The sequence below is a fragment of the Novosphingobium sp. ZW T3_23 genome (assembly GCF_044987305.1).
In the GTDB taxonomy this organism is placed as follows: Bacteria; Pseudomonadota; Alphaproteobacteria; order Sphingomonadales; family Sphingomonadaceae; genus Novosphingobium.
Genome location: NZ_JBJDRF010000003.1, coordinates 153,759 through 169,147, shown reverse-complemented (window position 1 = coordinate 169,147; position 15,389 = coordinate 153,759). Strand labels below are relative to the sequence as shown.

Sequence of the window (15,389 nt, the reverse complement as noted above, 5' to 3'; positions counted from 1 at the left end):
ATTGAGCAAAGGCACGCTATTCTTTCAAAATGCCTTAGGCACCCTGCGGCGTGGCGCTACCGGGAAGGCGGCGACCGGCCTTGGGGATCGAAGATCCGGTCAGCGGACGCGGGGCGCCGGGGCCGCGCGGTTCGCTGGTACGATCGATCTTCCCGCTTTCAAGAAGCTGGTTGATCTCATCGCCCGAAAGCGTCTCGTATTCCAGCAGGGCCTGCGCCAGCGCTTCCAACTGCCCGCTGTACTCGTTGAGCAACTGCGTTGCGCGGCTGTGCGCGGTGTCCACCAGCAGGCGGATTTCGCTGTCGATCACCTTGTTGGTCTCGTCAGAGGCCATCGTGCGATGCGTGCCACCCATGCCGAGGTAGCCTTCCTGGCTTTCCTCGTACTGGAGCGGGCCGAGCTTATCCGACATGCCCCACTTGGTGACCATGTTGCGGGCCAGGCTGGTGGCGTACTGGATGTCCGACGAAGCACCCGAGGAAACCTTGTCGTAGCCGAAGATGATCTCCTCCGCCACGCGCCCGCCCATGGCGACCGAGAGGTTCGCCAGCATCTTGTCGCGGTGGTACGAGTAGCTGTCACGCTCCGGCAGGCGCATGACCATGCCCAGCGCGCGGCCGCGCGGGATGATCGTGGCCTTGTGGATCGGGTCCGAAGCCGACTCGTGCAGCGAGACGATGGCATGGCCGGCCTCGTGATAGGCGGTCATCTTCTTCTCGTCGTCGGTCATGACCATGGAGCGGCGTTCCGCGCCCATCATCACCTTGTCCTTGGCGTCCTCGAATTCCTGCATGGCGACGAGACGCTTGTTGCGGCGCGCGGCGAGCAGGGCTGCCTCGTTCACGAGATTGGCGAGATCCGCGCCGGAGAAACCGGGGGTGCCGCGCGCGATCACACGGGCATTGACGTCAGGCGCCAGCGGCACCTTCTTCATGTGCACGGCGAGGATCTTTTCGCGACCCTCGATATCGGGCACCGGCACCACGACCTGACGGTCGAAGCGGCCCGGACGCAGAAGCGCGGGGTCGAGCACATCTGGGCGGTTGGTCGCCGCGATGATGATGATGCCTTCGTTGGCCTCGAAGCCGTCCATCTCGACCAGCAGCTGGTTCAGCGTCTGCTCGCGCTCGTCGTTCGAATTGCCGAGGCCGTGGCCGCGATGGCGACCGACCGCGTCGATTTCGTCGATGAAGACGATGCAGGGGGCGTTCTTCTTGGCCTGTTCGAACATGTCGCGCACGCGGCTGGCGCCGACGCCCACGAACATCTCGACGAAGTCCGAGCCGGAAATGGTGAAGAACGGCACGCCTGCTTCACCCGCGATGGCGCGGGCGAGCAGGGTCTTGCCGGTGCCGGGCGAGCCGACCAGCAGAGCGCCCTTGGGGATCTGGCCGCCCAGCTTGGAGAAGCGGGTGGGATCGCGGAGGAATTCGACGATTTCCTCCAGCTCCTCGCGCGCTTCGTCGATGCCGGCAACGTCGTCGAAGGTGACGCGGCCCGAACGCTCGGTCAGCATCTTGGCCTTGGACTTGCCGAAGCCCATCGCACCCGAGCCGCCGCCCTTCTGGACCTGGCGCAGCGCGAAGAAGGCGATGCCGACGATCAGCAGGAAAGGCAGGGTCTGGGCGAGGATGTAGACCAGCAGACTGCCTTCCTCAGGCGTCTTGCCGGCATATTGCACGCCGCTCTGCTGGAGCAGAGGGGTAAGTGTGGCGTCGTTGGGGACGGGGACGGTGCGGAACGAATCGCCGTTCTTCATCTTGCCGTCGATGCTGTCCTCTCCCACTTCCACGCTCTGCACGCTGCCTTCGGCAACTTTCGCGCGGAAATCGGAATAGGCGATCATCGGCCCGCTTTCGCTGCGGGTGTTGAACATGGATACCACCATGAGGAGCGCGAGAAAAATACCGCCCCACACCAGCAGGCTCTTGACCCAGGGATTGCCGCTAGGCTGATCGTCGTTCATCTTGGGAGAAACCGTCCTTTCGACCGTCAATGTAGGGGCGGGTGGCTGAATCGCAAGCTGGCAAAGCCACTCCGGTCAACCGTTTCGACAGCCGGACGCCAGTTTGCCTGTCATTCCTGTGGGATCGCACGGTTCGGCGGCAGGCGCAGCGTCATTATGGCACCGCGTGATCCCGAGTCGGGCGCCAGATTCTTCAGCGAAAGATCGGCTTCGAGCTGCCGACTCAGGACCCGCGAGATGCGCAGCCCGATCGATTCGGCTTGTTCGGGCTCGAAATCGGGAGGGAGGCCGATGCCATCGTCTTCCACCCCGAGCGTTACGCCTTCCGCCTCGCGGCGCACCTCCACGCGGATCGTGCCGCTGTCCCGCGTCGCCAATCCGTGTTCCAGTGCATTGGCGATCGCTTCGGACAGGATCAGCGCCACCGGCACGGCCGCGTCGGGTCGAAGGACGATGCCGGGCTGGACGGCGACCAGACAGGCGATGCCGTCCCTCCCGCTCGATTCCATGACCTGGCCCGATAGCTCGTGAACGAAGCGGTCCAGCGGGACGAGTTCGCCGTCGGCAAGATAGAGCTGGCGCTGGATGCGGCCGATCACCTGAAGACGGCTCGCGGCATTCGCGATGGCGCGGCGCGCGATCGGTTCCTCCAGCCCGCGCATTTGCAGCGAGAGCACGGCGCCGATCATCTGGAGGTTGTTTCCGACCCGGTGCTGAAGCTCCTGAAACAGCAATTGGGTACGTTCCGCCAGGACGCCGCGCTCTTCCGCCAGTTCGCGAACTTCCTCGCGAGCGAGGTGGAGCCGGGAATTCGCCCTTTGCATAAGGTGTACGAGGGCGATGTCCACCACCACCACACCCGCGTAAAATCCCAGGGAAACCAATGTCCTGTAGTCGAATGCCAAACCATAGCGCGGGGGGATGAACAGGTACCAGGCGAAAAGGCCGCAGATCAGTGCTGCGACGATGCCGGGGCGCGGTCCGAACAGGAACGACGAGAGGATCACCGCCGGGAAGAAGGTCAGGTAGGGATAGCCGGGCGGGAAGGCGGCATCCAGTTCCCAGCGAATCCAGGCGGCCACCACGCACAGGACGACGGTGATGCCGTATCGTGCAAGCGGGCGCTCCGGGATCAGCGGCAGCCGTTCGATGAAGGCATGGGGCAAGGACAGGGATCGATTCACGTCGGGCAATTCTCTCGCTTCGCAACGAGCGGCCATTGTCCGTCCGGCCATTGCCGTCCAGATTGTGCGGGCCCCATGTCTGGCTGCTGGGTCTGCCCCGCGCAAGCGAAAGCTGGACCATCCTGCAAGAGACGCGCGATGACCCGCGCAGGTTCCCTGTCAGTCGCGCTTCACGAGCTGATAGTCTCCCACGCTGTCGATTTGCGCGACCCAGCCGGGATAGACGACGATCGTGGTGAAGGTCTCCTCGATGATGGCGGGCGCGGGGATTTCCATTCCGGGGGCGAGGTCGGTTTCGCGATATATCGGCACGGAGGCGAAACCTTGCCCCAGGTTCGCGCGCCGATGGCGATGGGGCCGAGCTACGAGCCCGCTGGGCCGGAAGCTGCCGCCCGCCGGGGGCGAGGGCGTTCGAACCCGCGCGACGAGGCGGACGCCGGTAATCTCGGGCACTTCATGCTCGCGGATATGGCCGTATTCGCTCATGTGGCCGGCGTTGAACAAGTCGATCGCGCGTGCCGCGAAACCGTCATCGATGAAGTCCAGCTGGGCCAGCGGGACATCGGCCGCGAAATCGAACGACAGCGAGAAGTTCTGGCCCGGATAGCGCATGTTCAAGCGGTAGTCGGCCCGGATATCCTCCTTTTCAAGCCGTGCTCCGGCGAAGAAGCGTGCGGCCCGCCCGGACAGATCGGTCCATAGGCGGCGGATGCGGTCGAGGTCGGGGGCCGAGGCGGGCGAGAGGCAGGACCGCTCCTCGTCGATGGTCGGGTCCGCCACCAGCGTTCCCAGTGCCGAGAACGTCGGCGAGGCCTTGGGGACCAGCACGCGCGTTATGCCCAGGTCTTCGGCCTGTATCGCCGCGAAGGCAGGGCCGTTGCCGCCGTAGGCCAGCATGACGAGGTCTTTCGGATCCACGCCCTTGCCCGCGGTGGTGCGGCGCACGCCCTGGCTCATGTGGGCATTGATCACGCGCCAGCAGTCGAAAGCGGCGCGTTCCGCTCCGGAGTCGCCGGCTTCGTGGCCGAGTTCGTCGGCGATCCTGCGGAACGCTTCCGCCACGCCTTCGCGGGTCAGGCGGAAGCTGCCGCCGGCGAAGCCTTCCTCGGTGGAGAGAATGCCCAGCATGACCAGCGCATCGGTGACGGTCGGCTCGGCCCCGCCGCGTCCATAGCAGATCGGTCCCGGTTCCGACCCTGCGGAGCGGGGGCCGACTTCCAGCACGCCCTTGTTGACCTGGCAGATCGATCCTCCTCCGGCGCCCAGCGTCTCCACTTTCACCATCGGCACGCCGACGAGGTAGCGGTGGTGCATGTTCCAGCCCGCCTCGGCGGGAGCCTCTCCGTCCAGCACCAGCGCCATGTCGTAGCTGGTGCCGCCCATGTCGACGCAGAGCAGGTCCGGGCAGCCCTTGGCACGGCCCGCGTGAGCCGACCCGACCACGCCGCCCGCCGGACCGGATGCCAGCACGCGGATCGGGGCGCCTTCGATATAGTCCTTGGTCATCACGCCGCCCGAAGCCTGCATGACCATCAGCTGGTTCCGGTATCCGCCTTCCTCCAGCCGCTGCACCAGGCGTTCGAGATAGCCGGTCACGCGCGGGCCGACATAGGCGTTGACCACGGTGGTCGAAGTGCGGTCGTACTCCGGCGCGCGGGGCAGCACCTCGTGGCTGGCGGAGACGTAGGCATCCGGGATTTCCTGCCGCACGATCTCCCCGGCGCGGCGCTCATGCGCGGGATTGACGAAGGAGAACAGGAACGAGATCGCCACGGCCTCCACGTTCTGAAGGCGGAGCCTGCGGCAAGCCTCGCGCAGGGCGTCCTCGTCGAGGGGCTTGTGGACGGAGCCGTCATGCAGCACGCGCTCGGGCACGGTCAGGCGGCGGCGGCGCGGGGTTATCTGCGGGGGGGCTTCCAGGCGGACGTCCCAGATATCCTCCTTGTAGCCGCGACGATATTCGATCTCGTCGCGAAAGCCTTCCGTTGTGATGAGGCCGGTAAGCGCCCCGTTCATCTCGATCAGGGTGTTGTCCGCGACGGTGGTGCCATGGACGATCGCCTCGCAGCGGGCCAGAAACGCGGCGAGCGACAATCCCTCCTTCCCGGCCAGCGCGCCGAGGCCCGCCATCACCCCCAGCGAGCGATCCTCCGGCGTGGAGAGGTTCTTGTGGAGCACCACTTCGCCGCCTTTCAGAAGCGCGAAGTCGGTGAAAGTGCCGCCGATGTCGATGCCGACCCGGTAGTTCATGAAACGTCTCCCCCGACTCTCTCCCCTGACGGGGGGAGGAAGTCCCGTAGTTTCGCTATTCCGCTGCCTCGGCCATGCGCGCCATTTCGGCCCTGAGCGCCTTGGTCGCGATGTGATCCACCGCCAGCGAGTAGTCGTCGAGGCTGCCGGTCAGCACCACGCCGTACTTGGCGCGGGCGGCTTGCGGGCTGACGTACTCGTCCAGCACGTCCTTCCGCACCGCCTCCGGGTCGCGCTTCAGGGCCGGACCGAAACCGGCGCCGCCGCCGTGCTGGTAGGCGATCACCGCGCCTCGCGGCAGCAGGTCTTGCGCGGTGTGGAGAATGGCCCGCTCGTTGGGAGAGCCCACTTCGAAGCGGTTGGTATAGGCGATCGCATCGTCGCCGCCGCGAAGGCCGCGCAAGGGGTGTTCGGCGGAAACCATCCAGGCGGTTGCCGAAGTGGGCCGCAGTACCTGCTTGACGTTGAGCGAGCCGGGACAGCCGCGCCACTGGCCGGCACCGCCGCCGTCGGTGGACATCTCGCGGCTGATGTTGAGGATCGGGAAGCGGCTTTCCGCGTCCTCCGCTTCGGACAGGATCAGGCTGCCGAGTGCGGACGGGCACGATCCCCATCCGTCCAGACCCTCGATGGCCGAAACGTCCATCGAGCGGCAGTCCACGCCCTGATCCATCCACATCACGCCGTCCTCGTCGAAGCCGACGACCATGTTGGGCATGCCGATCTTGTAGAGCTGCGGTTGCGACCTTTCGGGCGCGACATTCGAGAGGGCGATGCAGACCGCCTCGGTGATCTCGCAAGCCGGATGGAACGAGCCGAGCGCGGCAGGCCGGTTCGGCGGCGGTTGGGCGATGCAGCCTTCGGGAATCCGGATCTCGACCGCATCGAAGAAGCCTTCGTTCTTCACGATCGTCGGGTCCATCGCCGCCACCACCTGGCACATGACGTAGCTGCGCGAATTGGCGAAGGTGTTCCACACGCCGACAAGATCCTGCCGATCGTCGGTGCCCTCCAGATCGACGGTGAGCTGGTCACCGGCGATGGTGCAGGCGACCTGCACCTTGATATCCCGGGTTCCGGCGGTGTCGTGGTCGATCCAGACGGTGGCCTCGTGCCGTCCGTCCGGCCATTTCGACACTTCCTCCCGCACACGGCGCTCGGTGTGTGCGATGGAGTGGTTGATCGCCGCCTTGATGGTTTCGCCGCCCCATTTCGCCAGCAGGGCGTCCAGCATTCCCACGGCGTGCCGAACGCCGCCGATCATTGCGGCGATATCTCCCGCGAAGCTCGGGAAACGGTTGTTGCGGGCCACCATGTCGAAAACGTCGCGGCGCAGTTCGCCCCGGTGAACCAGCTTCAGGCAGGGATAGATGACGCCTTCGGTGAAGATGTCGGTGGCGTCCAGCGAGAAGCCGCCGGGATCCTTGCCGCCGGTATCGCCCTGGTGCGCCTGGAGGGTCTGGATGCAGACCAGTTCGCCGCCCGGCGCGTAGACCGGACCGTAGATGCAGTAGTCGGGCAGGTGACCGCCGCCGTGATCGGGATCGTTGCCCAGGAAGACATCGCCGGGCCCCCAGTCGTAACGGTCCTGGTTCATCAGGCCCCAGCGCGTCTCCATCTGGTTGACGAAAGTGAGGTGCGGCGTGCCCACCGCGCCCATCGCAAGGCGGCCGTGGGCATCGACGATGGCGGCGTTCCGCTCGTTCGACTGGTTGATGATCGGGCTGGAGGCGGCGCGGCCGAGGTAAGTGGCGGCCTCGAAGCAGACCGTCTCGAAGGCGCCGCGAATGATGTCGGCGGTAACGGCATCGATCCGCGTCGTGGTGGGCAACGGATCCCGCCGCGCGGCGAGCCTGCGGTTCAGCTCGTAGGACACGTCTTGCTCTCCCTCGTGGTTTGTCCGAGTTAGGAGGCGGGGCGGCCGGCTTCTCGACAGCGAGCGCATCGGCCCATGCAGATCACGAAACACCGCGCCATGCCTCTTTCGCAGGCGCCCAGGGAGCAGCATTCGGGATGAAGACAGCAGGCCGCATCCACCCGGTCTATGCCGAAATGGAGCGCACGGTGTTCGACCGCGTGTCGGCCCTTGCGCGCGAGCACGGCGCCATCAACCTGGGGCAGGGCTTTCCGGACGGGCCACCCCCGCCGGCCCTGATCGAGGCGGCAGGCCGGGCGCTGGGCGAGAAATCGAACCAGTATCCGCCTGGGCCGGGCCTGATGGAACTGCGCGAAGCGATCTGCGGCTACTACGCCCGGAGACAGGGACTGACGCTTGTGCCGGAACAGGTGACGGTGACGTCCGGCGCCACGGAAGCGCTGGCCGCCGCCGTCTTCGCCTTCGTGAAGCCGGGGGATGAGGTCATCCTGTTCCAGCCTGCCTACGATGCCTACGCGCCGCTGGTGCGCCGGGCGGGCGGCATTCCCGTCTCGATGCCGCTTGTCCCGCCGCATTTCCGCTATCGGGCCGAGGCACTGGCGGGTGCCATCACCCCGCGAACGCGCGCGCTGATGCTCAACGATCCGCTCAATCCTGCTGGAACGGTCGCCAGTCACGAGGAACTTGCCTTGATAGGGCGGGCCTGCGTGGAGCACGATCTGATCGCGATCTGCGATGAAGTCTGGGAGGATGTGCGCTTCGACGGGATGCCGCACCGCTCGTTGATGGACTTCCCCGGCATGGCCGAACGGACGGTGAAGATTGGTTCGGCAGGCAAGATATTCGGGCTTACCGGCTGGAAGATCGGCTGGATGATAGCCGACGGCCACCTGGCGACCGCGCTGTCCCGCGCGCACCAGTTCCTGACGTTCGCGAGCGCGGTTCCGCTGCAATGGGCCGTCGCCGAGGGGCTTGTGCTGCCTGACGCCGTGCTGGCCGGCCAGCGGGCGGAATGGGCGGCGGCGCGCGAAAGGCTGAAGGCGGGGCTGGCCCGGGCAGGCTACGAGGTTCTGCCGAACGCGGCGACATGGTTCCTGACGGTCGATCTTGCCGCTTCGGGGATTGCGCTGAAGGACCGCGCGTTCAGCGAGCGCGCCGTCGTCGAAGCGGGGGTGGCGAGCGTGCCGGTTTCCGCGCTCTACGAGGGCGAGGACGTGCCCGAGCATCTCGTGCGTTTCTGTTTCACCAAGCCCGAGGTGGTACTGGACGAGGCGGTCGAGCGACTGGCGCGGTTCAGGCAGGAGTTGACGGGCTGAGAAGGGCTTTCAGGCGTTCAGGCCGCCGTTCACGCTGATCACCTGCCCGGTGATCTTCGCGGCCCCGTCCGAGCACAGGAACAGAGCCAGCGGGGCGATATCATCGGCGGTCGGCAGCCCAAGCCCGGCCTTGCGCGCGGCGCGGGCCATGCGTTCGGAACCCATGCGGATGGCGCTCTCGCTGCCTTCGACGAAGCTGGTGGACAGGGCATGGGCGCGGATACCGTCACGGGCGGCTTCGAGGGCGAAGTTGCGGATGAAGCCGATGGTTCCCGCGCGCGCCGCGCCGATCAGGCTCTGGCGCGGGGCGGCGTAGATCCCGGCATCGGAGACGAGGGCGATGAAAGTGCCGCCCTGCATGCCGAGGAACCCATAGCTCGCCAGCGCCAGCCGCTCGACCCAGCCCACCGAGACATTGAGGAAATCCCCGAAGGTCTCGGGCGCCGTTTCCGGAAGCAGGCCGGTTATGCCCAGCGGCCCGGTGGACACGCAGTCGATCACCGCGTCGATCCGCCCATATTGCTCGCCCACTTCGGCGATCAGGGTCTCGGCCGCATCTTCTTCCCAGATATCGGCGATGAACCCGTCCACCGTGCCGAGGTAGGAAAGCCCGGTTACCAGGCTGGCGACCTTGTCCGGCGTCCTGCCATGAAGAGCGACCTTCCAGCCGTGGGCCAGGGCCTGCCGGGCGACCGCGCTGCCGATCGAGCCGCTGCCACCGGCGAGAAGCAGCACTTTCTGGTCGCTCATCCCCGTCCTTTTTGCTCTTTTCGTGGAAGATCAGTCGCTTTCGAAGGCCGCGCGCATGTCGTCGTCGGCAAGGTCGGAGAACTTGGTGATCCGCGCCTCGAAGCGCAGGCGCACTTTGCCGGTGGCGCCGTGGCGCTGCTTGGCGATGATCAGTTCGGACAGGCCGGTGACGCGCTCCATGTGCTCGCGCCACTCGTTCCACTTGGCGTGGACGTCTGGCGGATCGTTGTCGCCCGGTTCGCGCGGTTCGGCGCCTTTGGCGTAATAGTCTTCGCGGAACACGAACCAGACCATGTCCGCGTCCTGCTCGATCGAGCCCGATTCGCGAAGGTCGGACAGCATCGGCCGCTTGTCCTCGCGCGATTCCACCGCACGCGAAAGCTGGGAAAGCGCGATCACCGGAACGTGCAGTTCCTTGGCGAGGGTCTTCAATCCGCGCGAAATCTCCGAGATTTCGTTCACGCGGTTGTCGTTGGCGCGGCCCGAGCCTTGCAGAAGCTGCAGGTAGTCGATGATGACGAGGCCGATGTTGTGGCGGCGCTTGAGGCGACGGGCGCGGGTGCGCAGGCCGGCGATGGTGAGGCCGGGGGTGTCGTCGATGAAGAGCGGCAGTTCGGCCAGGCGCTGGCTGGCGAAGGAAAGCTGCTGGAAATCCTCGCGGCTGATCTTGCCCATGCGCAAGGCTTCGGAACTGATGCCGGACTGTTCGGCCAGGATACGCGTGGCCAGCTGGTCGGCGCTCATTTCGAGGCTGAAGAAGGCCGTGGCCGCGCCGACCGATTTCTCCACCGGAATCCCGTCCGCCAGATCGCGCTGGAGCCGGTCGGCGGCGTTGAAGGCGATGTTGGTGACGAGCGAGGTCTTGCCCATGCCGGGGCGGCCCGCCAGGATGATGAGGTCGGAATCGTGCAAGCCGCCGATCTTGCCGTTCACCGAGTTCAGGCCGGTGGTCTTGCCGGAGATGTGGCCGCCCGAATTGAACGCCTTCTCGATGGCGCTGATGGCGGTGCGGGTTGCGCTGGCGAAGCTCTTGGCCTCGTTCGCGCTGGAGGCGCCTTCGGCCACTTTGTAGAGCGCGGCCTCGGCGCGTTCCACCTGCTCCATCGGTTCGACCGATTCGGAAGTGTCCATGGCCTCGGACACCAGATTGCGCCCCACCGATATCAGTTCGCGCAGCAGGGCGAGGTCGTAGATCTGGTCTGCCAGTTCGCGCGGGGCGAGCAGGCCCTGGCCGTCTGCGGTAAGGCGGGCGAGGTAGGACACGCCGCCCAGCGCCTTCAGCGCCTCGTCCGATTCGAAATAGGGTCGCAGGGTGACCGGGGTGACCACGGCCTTGCGATCGAGCAGCTGGAGGATGCGCTCGTAGATGCGGGCGTGGACCGGCTCGTAGAAATGCGTGGGCGTAAGCTGCGTTTGCAGTTCCTCGATCACCCGGTTGTCGATCAGGACGGCGCCCAGGAATGCGGCTTCTGCCTCGACGTTGGCGGGCAGACTGCGGGCTTCGGCCTCGGGTGCGAGGGCAATGGCGGCTTGTTGTGACATGAGGGGACATAACATGCCCCATCTCTGCCCCTGCCATCAAGCGAGCAGGAGGGCGATATTAATCCACAGGCTGTTAATGACGGGATGTCATCGGCATGCGTGGGGCTTGCGAGCCGGGGACGCGAGCGGGTAAAGGGCGAGAGAACATGTCCGATCCGCGCATCTCCCATATCGAGCTGGACGACGCGACCATCCTGTGGCGCAACGCCGATATCGAGCAGGAACGGCGCATCGCCATCTTCGACCTTATCGAGGACAACGTCTTCAAGCCGGTCCGCGCCTTCGAGGCGGGGCACGAGGGGCCTTATCGCCTGCGCCTTTCCGTGCGGGATGGCCGCCTTTCGCTTGAGTTGGCTGACGAAGCGGGCAACCCGCTGGAGACGATGGTGCTGGGCCTTGCCCGGTTCCGGCGCCCAGTGCGCGAATACTTCGCCGTGTGCGAAAGCTATTACCAGGCGATTCGCAAGGCTTCCGCCCAGGAGATCGAGACGATCGACATGGCGCGGCGCGGAATCCACAATTCGGCGGCCGAACTGCTGCTCGAAAGGCTCGACGGCAAGATCGAGACCGACCACCCCACCGCACGCAGGCTTTTCACGCTGATCTGCGTCCTGCATATTCGCGGCTGAAGGGGGCTTCACGATGACGAGGAAGGGCTCGGCCGCCAGGGCCCGCGCGCGCATTCTGTGGCGGATCGCCGCTGCCTTGCTGCTGGCGGCGCTGATCGCCGGGGCATGGGGCTGGTGGCATCTGCGGCACTGGATGCCCGAGCGTGCGATTTATCCCGTGCAGGGCGTGGAAGTGGGCGCGGCGGACGGCGAGGTGAACTGGAAATCGCTCAAGGCCGTGGGCGTGGACTTCGCCTATATCGACGCCAGCGCAAGCGTCAGTGCCTTCGCCCGCGATCCGCGCTTCGTGGCAAATTTCGAGGCGGCCAAGGCAGCCCGCATGCAGGTGGGCGCGGTCCATCGCTACGATCCCTGCCAACCGGCGGAAATGCAGTCGGCCAATTTCGTCACCACGGTGCCGCGCGATGCGGCGCTGCTGCCCCCGGCCATCGATCTCGACATTCTGGCCGACCATTGTTCCACCCCGGTATCCGATGCCAAGGTGGAAAGCGAACTGATGACCTTCATCAACCAGATCGAGACTCACGCGGGCAAGCCGGTGATCCTCAAGGTCAGCAGGGCTTTCGAAAGCCGCTATCGCATCGCCGCCAAGCTCGATCGCAATCTCTGGCTGGTGCGCGATCGCCTGCTGCCCGACTATGGCGGCCGTCCGTGGTCGTTGTGGACGGCCAACGGCTCGCTCGCCAACGAGATTGCGCAAGGGGGGCTGCGCTGGGTAGTGGTGCAGCCATGACCTTCAGCACCCAACAGCGCGATGCGCTGATCGCCGCCGCGCGCGATGCCGCCACCCGCGCCTACGCGCCCTATTCGCAGTTCCATGTCGGCGCCGCGCTGCTGCTGGCGGACGGCTCGGTGGTCACCGGCGCCAATGTCGAGAACGCCAGCTACGGTCTTTCGCTCTGCGCCGAGACGGTGGCGGTTTCCGGCATCCTGTCCTCGGGCACGTTCCGGGAAAACGGCGGCAAGCTGGAAGCCGTGGCCGTAACCGGCGGTGCGCCGGGCGCGGCGGGGCAGGGCGATACGGTGACGCCGTGCGGCCGATGCCGCCAGATCCTCAACGAGATCGCGCAGATCGGCGGTACCGATCCACTCGTCTGGTGCGATGGCGCCGAGGGCGTGCTGGAGACGCGCCTGTCGGACCTGCTGCCTCACGCTTTCGGACCTGCCAACCTCCTCTGATCCCTCGATAGTCGCGACGCGGGCCGCGCGCCTCCATTTCGGGGCGACGCGGCTGGCGTTCGTTTCGTCGGAATTGTATTGTCAACCGGATCAGTTGAGTTATGGTACGCATAGTCGGGACGTAGACAGAGTCGACCGGCGGTTTCCCCAACAAGGTTGGAGCACCCCATGACACACTACCGTTATCCCCGTGCACAGGACCATGTCCCGCTGATCCTCCTGGTACCCGGCGCGCCTTTGACCGAAGGCCACTGGATGAAGCGATGGGCCGGCTGGAGCGAGCATTGCCGCGTGCTGGAACTCGGCCTGTGGGACGAGCCGCATCGCAATACCTGGGTCAACAAGCTGAACCTGGCGATCCGTCGGGCGGACCGGCCCGTGGTGATCGTCACCGACGATATCGCGGCGCTGGCCCTGGCCTGGTGGGTGGAATTCGAAGCGGTGGGCCGGGAAAACCCTGTGCTGGGCGCGATCGTGGTCAATCCGCCGAACATGGACCTGCCGGGAGCCGACCGTCGCCTGGCGCGCTTCGGGGCCTGTCCCCGCCAGCCCCTGCCGTTCACCGCGTTCATGGTGGGAAGCCTCGATGCGCCGGCCGCGCAGCAACGCTCGATGATCCGGCTTGCCAAGGATTGGGGCGCGTCGCCGGTCTGCGATCAGACGCGCGGAGACTGGGCCTCCGGCTGGATGATGCTTCAGGATCTGCTGGGCGAAGTGCCCGCAGCCGCAGTTGCGCCCACATGGAGCTATGACGAGAACCTCGCCGTCAAGCAGGCCCTGCGCCAGTGGGCGGGAATCTGATCCTGCCGCTGTATCGCCCCCTCATCGCCGTTCTGGCGCCGAGGGGGCGATACGAGGTTACTTCTTTTCCTGCTCGACGAGCCACTCCAGCAGGGCTCCCATGCAGTCCTTGCCGAGCTGCGAGGAACGCTCCGCACTCCAGCCCTGGCGCGGGTCGGCTGCATCGTCGTGGTCCTTGAACGGCATTTCCAGCGTCATCGACACCGCGCCGAAGCGCTCCGCCAGCTGGTTGGTGGACATCGTCAGGTTGCCCTTGCCCGGCTGGGTCAGCGAATAGCCGAGCTTCTGCTGGAAGTCGGGCGTGCGGCGATCGAGGATCGCGGCATAGCGATCGTAGCCCGCCTTCTGCTCCGGCTTGAGCGAGGGAATGCCTTCGAACCCGGCCAAGAACACGGCCGGGATCGCTTCGTCACCATGGATGTCCATCGCGAAGTCCACGCCGGTTTCGTCCATCGCGGCCAGGATCGCCAGCACTTCGGGTGACTTCTCGGCGGTGGGTTCCGCCCATTCGCGGTTTAGGTTCACGCCCGCCGCATTGGTGCGCAAATGGCCGCGCGCCGAGCCGTCGGGGTTCATGTTCGGCACGACATGGAAGCGGCAGCGCTTGCGCAGCTCGCGGCCCACCGAGTCGGCGGGATCGGCCAGGACTTCCAGCGCGCCTTCCATCCACCATTCGGCCATCGATTCGCCGGGATGCTGGCGGGCATAGAGCCAGACCTGGGCTTCTCCGTCGCCGATCGACAGGCAATCGAGCGGACGGCCATCGAGCGTGTTGCCGAGCAGGCGGTATTCCACGTCCTCCACGCCGGCCAGCGACGAGACGAGGTCGTGGTGACGCTCCATCGAGTAGGGCGTGAAATAGGCGAACCAGGCAAGCTCGCCTTCCGGCGTATGACGGATGGTAAGCGTGCCGCCGTCCTTGCCGCCATCCCAGGTGGTGTCGGTGCGGCCCCAGAACTGGCGGTCTTCCGAGGCGCAGGCGCGGTAGCCGGGCCAGCCCATCGGGTAGGCCGAGCTATTGAGCCCGGTGATCTTCAGCACCAGTTCCCGCCCGGCGATGCTCTGGCCCGGAGCGGCGCTGACGCGGAAATGGAACCATTGGAAGAAGTCGGACTCGTGATCGCGCCGGATCGCCAAGCGGGCCGTGGTGCCGTCTATGGAGAGGACTTCGATATTGCCGGAATCGAATGCGGAGGAGATCTGGATGCTGGTCATTTCACCAGGATAGTTTCGCCGGACCGGCCCGGAAAGCCCCTGAACAACGCTTCCGCCATTTTTGCGGCGCCGAGCGAGGTCTGCGCCGTAGGGGCCTTGGAGCCGACGGTGAAGGAGGCGCGTCCTTCCCACAGCGTCCGGCCGTCAGGGCGATCCTTGATCATGACCTGCATGCGGGTTTCCACTTGGTCCTGCGGCTTGCCGGCGAGATTGATGCCTAGGCCCAGTCCCAGGCCCGATCCGTAGCTGCCGGTACTGCCGCCCACGCCCACCGAGACGGGGCTGCCCTGCCGCCCGGGCTGGTAGACCTGCCGCTCCACGGACAGCACGGCCACCTGCGTGTTACCCACTGTCTCGCCGGGAAGGGCCTGCCGATAGCCGAGTTTCGCGAGTTCCTGGGCGACGGCTGCGGCATATGTGCGGAATTCCAGGCTGGATGCATCCTGCGGGTTGGCCGGATCGACCCGGATCAACCCCTGGCCCAGCATGGATGCGTCAGGCGCGCTGAACCGCGTCACTTCTACCGGACCGACCTGCGCGGCACAGCCGCCCAGAGCCAGGGCTGCGGTGAGGCCGCAGGCGAGCGCGATCGATCGCAGCGAACGGGCGGACTTGGGGTTGCGGATGGTCGGGCGGATCATGTCGGGCTCTCCGAGGGCAAGTGCCTATAGGCTAATAGTT

Annotated in this window: 13 protein-coding genes; 5 read left to right on the top strand and 8 right to left on the bottom strand. The window is 66.1% G+C overall.

Annotation, left to right across the window (positions count from 1 at the left end; all coding sequences use genetic code 11):
• Positions 1-34: 34 nt before the first annotated feature.
• The 4 genes from ftsH to ACI3K3_RS03200 all read right to left on the bottom strand — a co-directional run bounded on the left by ftsH (position 35) and on the right by ACI3K3_RS03200 (position 7,276).
• Entirely contained in the window at positions 35-1,966 is a 1,932-nt protein-coding gene (gene ftsH / locus ACI3K3_RS03215; protein ID WP_404912012.1) for an ATP-dependent zinc metalloprotease FtsH, read from the bottom strand.
• A 110-nt stretch (positions 1,967-2,076) separates the two neighbouring features.
• A complete protein-coding gene (locus ACI3K3_RS03210) occupies positions 2,077-3,150 on the bottom strand; it encodes a sensor histidine kinase (RefSeq protein WP_404912011.1) in 1,074 nt (357 codons plus the stop codon).
• A gap of 159 nt (positions 3,151-3,309) precedes the next feature.
• A complete protein-coding gene (locus tag ACI3K3_RS03205) occupies positions 3,310-5,400 on the bottom strand; it encodes a hydantoinase/oxoprolinase family protein (RefSeq protein ID WP_404912010.1) in 2,091 nt (696 codons plus the stop codon).
• Positions 5,401-5,455: 55 nt separating this feature from the next.
• Positions 5,456-7,276 carry a hydantoinase B/oxoprolinase family protein gene (locus ACI3K3_RS03200; RefSeq protein ID WP_404912009.1) on the bottom strand — a complete coding sequence of 607 codons (1,821 nt, stop codon included), beginning with the start codon at positions 7,274-7,276 and terminating at the stop codon, positions 5,456-5,458.
• A gap of 137 nt (positions 7,277-7,413) precedes the next feature.
• On the opposite strand from ACI3K3_RS03200, the gene ACI3K3_RS03195 reads away from it, so the two are divergent.
• On the top strand, positions 7,414-8,592 hold the full coding sequence (locus ACI3K3_RS03195) for an aminotransferase (RefSeq protein ID WP_404912007.1): 1,179 nt from the start codon (positions 7,414-7,416) through the stop codon (positions 8,590-8,592).
• 9 nt (positions 8,593-8,601) lie between these two features.
• On the opposite strand, the gene ACI3K3_RS03190 is transcribed toward ACI3K3_RS03195, so the two are convergent.
• Both ACI3K3_RS03190 and ACI3K3_RS03185 read right to left on the bottom strand, forming a co-directional pair.
• Complete coding sequence (locus tag ACI3K3_RS03190) at positions 8,602-9,342, bottom strand: SDR family NAD(P)-dependent oxidoreductase (protein ID WP_404912005.1); 741 nt, start codon at positions 9,340-9,342, stop codon at positions 8,602-8,604.
• A 30-nt stretch (positions 9,343-9,372) separates the two neighbouring features.
• Entirely contained in the window at positions 9,373-10,884 is a 1,512-nt protein-coding gene (locus tag ACI3K3_RS03185; RefSeq protein ID WP_313441525.1) for a replicative DNA helicase, read from the bottom strand.
• A 146-nt stretch (positions 10,885-11,030) separates the two neighbouring features.
• On the opposite strand from ACI3K3_RS03185, the gene ACI3K3_RS03180 reads away from it, so the two are divergent.
• The 4 genes from ACI3K3_RS03180 to ACI3K3_RS03165 all read left to right on the top strand — a co-directional run bounded on the left by ACI3K3_RS03180 (position 11,031) and on the right by ACI3K3_RS03165 (position 13,493).
• On the top strand, positions 11,031-11,513 hold the full coding sequence (locus ACI3K3_RS03180) for a UPF0262 family protein (RefSeq protein WP_313441528.1): 483 nt from the start codon (positions 11,031-11,033) through the stop codon (positions 11,511-11,513).
• Positions 11,514-11,526: 13 nt separating this feature from the next.
• Positions 11,527-12,246, top strand: a complete 720-nt coding sequence (locus tag ACI3K3_RS03175; RefSeq protein ID WP_404912002.1) for a glycoside hydrolase family 25 protein — start codon at positions 11,527-11,529, stop codon at positions 12,244-12,246.
• Positions 12,243-12,692, top strand: a complete 450-nt coding sequence (locus ACI3K3_RS03170; protein ID WP_404912000.1) for a cytidine deaminase — start codon at positions 12,243-12,245, stop codon at positions 12,690-12,692. Before ACI3K3_RS03175 ends, ACI3K3_RS03170 begins: the two co-directional genes overlap by 4 nt.
• A 168-nt stretch (positions 12,693-12,860) precedes the next feature.
• A complete protein-coding gene (locus tag ACI3K3_RS03165) occupies positions 12,861-13,493 on the top strand; it encodes an RBBP9/YdeN family alpha/beta hydrolase (protein WP_404911999.1) in 633 nt (210 codons plus the stop codon).
• 57 nt (positions 13,494-13,550) lie between these two features.
• On the opposite strand, the gene ACI3K3_RS03160 is transcribed toward ACI3K3_RS03165, so the two are convergent.
• Together ACI3K3_RS03160 and ACI3K3_RS03155 are read right to left on the bottom strand one after the other, a co-directional pair.
• Positions 13,551-14,708: a M14-type cytosolic carboxypeptidase gene (locus tag ACI3K3_RS03160; RefSeq protein WP_404911997.1), complete on the bottom strand. Its 1,158-nt coding sequence runs from the start codon at positions 14,706-14,708 to the stop codon at positions 13,551-13,553.
• On the bottom strand, positions 14,705-15,349 hold the full coding sequence (locus tag ACI3K3_RS03155; RefSeq protein WP_404911995.1) for a DUF4136 domain-containing protein: 645 nt from the start codon (positions 15,347-15,349) through the stop codon (positions 14,705-14,707). Before ACI3K3_RS03155 ends, ACI3K3_RS03160 begins: the two co-directional genes overlap by 4 nt.
• Positions 15,350-15,389 lie beyond the last annotated feature (40 nt).

Bases quoted from the DNA above. Each gene is read 5' to 3' on its own strand.
- ACI3K3_RS03205 (WP_404912010.1), bottom strand. From the start codon at position 5,400: ATGAACTACCGGGTCGGCATCGACATCGGCGGCACTTTCACCGACTTC.
- ACI3K3_RS03175 (WP_404912002.1), top strand. From the start codon at position 11,527: ATGACGAGGAAGGGCTCGGCCGCCAGGGCCCGCGCGCGCATTCTGTGG.
- ACI3K3_RS03170 (WP_404912000.1), top strand. From the start codon at position 12,243: ATGACCTTCAGCACCCAACAGCGCGATGCGCTGATCGCCGCCGCGCGC.
- ACI3K3_RS03160 (WP_404911997.1), bottom strand. From the start codon at position 14,708: ATGACCAGCATCCAGATCTCCTCCGCATTCGATTCCGGCAATATCGAA.
- ACI3K3_RS03180 (WP_313441528.1), top strand. From the start codon at position 11,031: ATGTCCGATCCGCGCATCTCCCATATCGAGCTGGACGACGCGACCATC.
- ACI3K3_RS03190 (WP_404912005.1), bottom strand. From the start codon at position 9,342: ATGAGCGACCAGAAAGTGCTGCTTCTCGCCGGTGGCAGCGGCTCGATC.
- ACI3K3_RS03155 (WP_404911995.1), bottom strand. From the start codon at position 15,349: ATGATCCGCCCGACCATCCGCAACCCCAAGTCCGCCCGTTCGCTGCGA.
- ACI3K3_RS03185 (WP_313441525.1), bottom strand. From the start codon at position 10,884: ATGTCACAACAAGCCGCCATTGCCCTCGCACCCGAGGCCGAAGCCCGC.
- ftsH (WP_404912012.1), bottom strand. From the start codon at position 1,966: ATGAACGACGATCAGCCTAGCGGCAATCCCTGGGTCAAGAGCCTGCTG.
- ACI3K3_RS03165 (WP_404911999.1), top strand. From the start codon at position 12,861: ATGACACACTACCGTTATCCCCGTGCACAGGACCATGTCCCGCTGATC.
- ACI3K3_RS03195 (WP_404912007.1), top strand. From the start codon at position 7,414: ATGAAGACAGCAGGCCGCATCCACCCGGTCTATGCCGAAATGGAGCGC.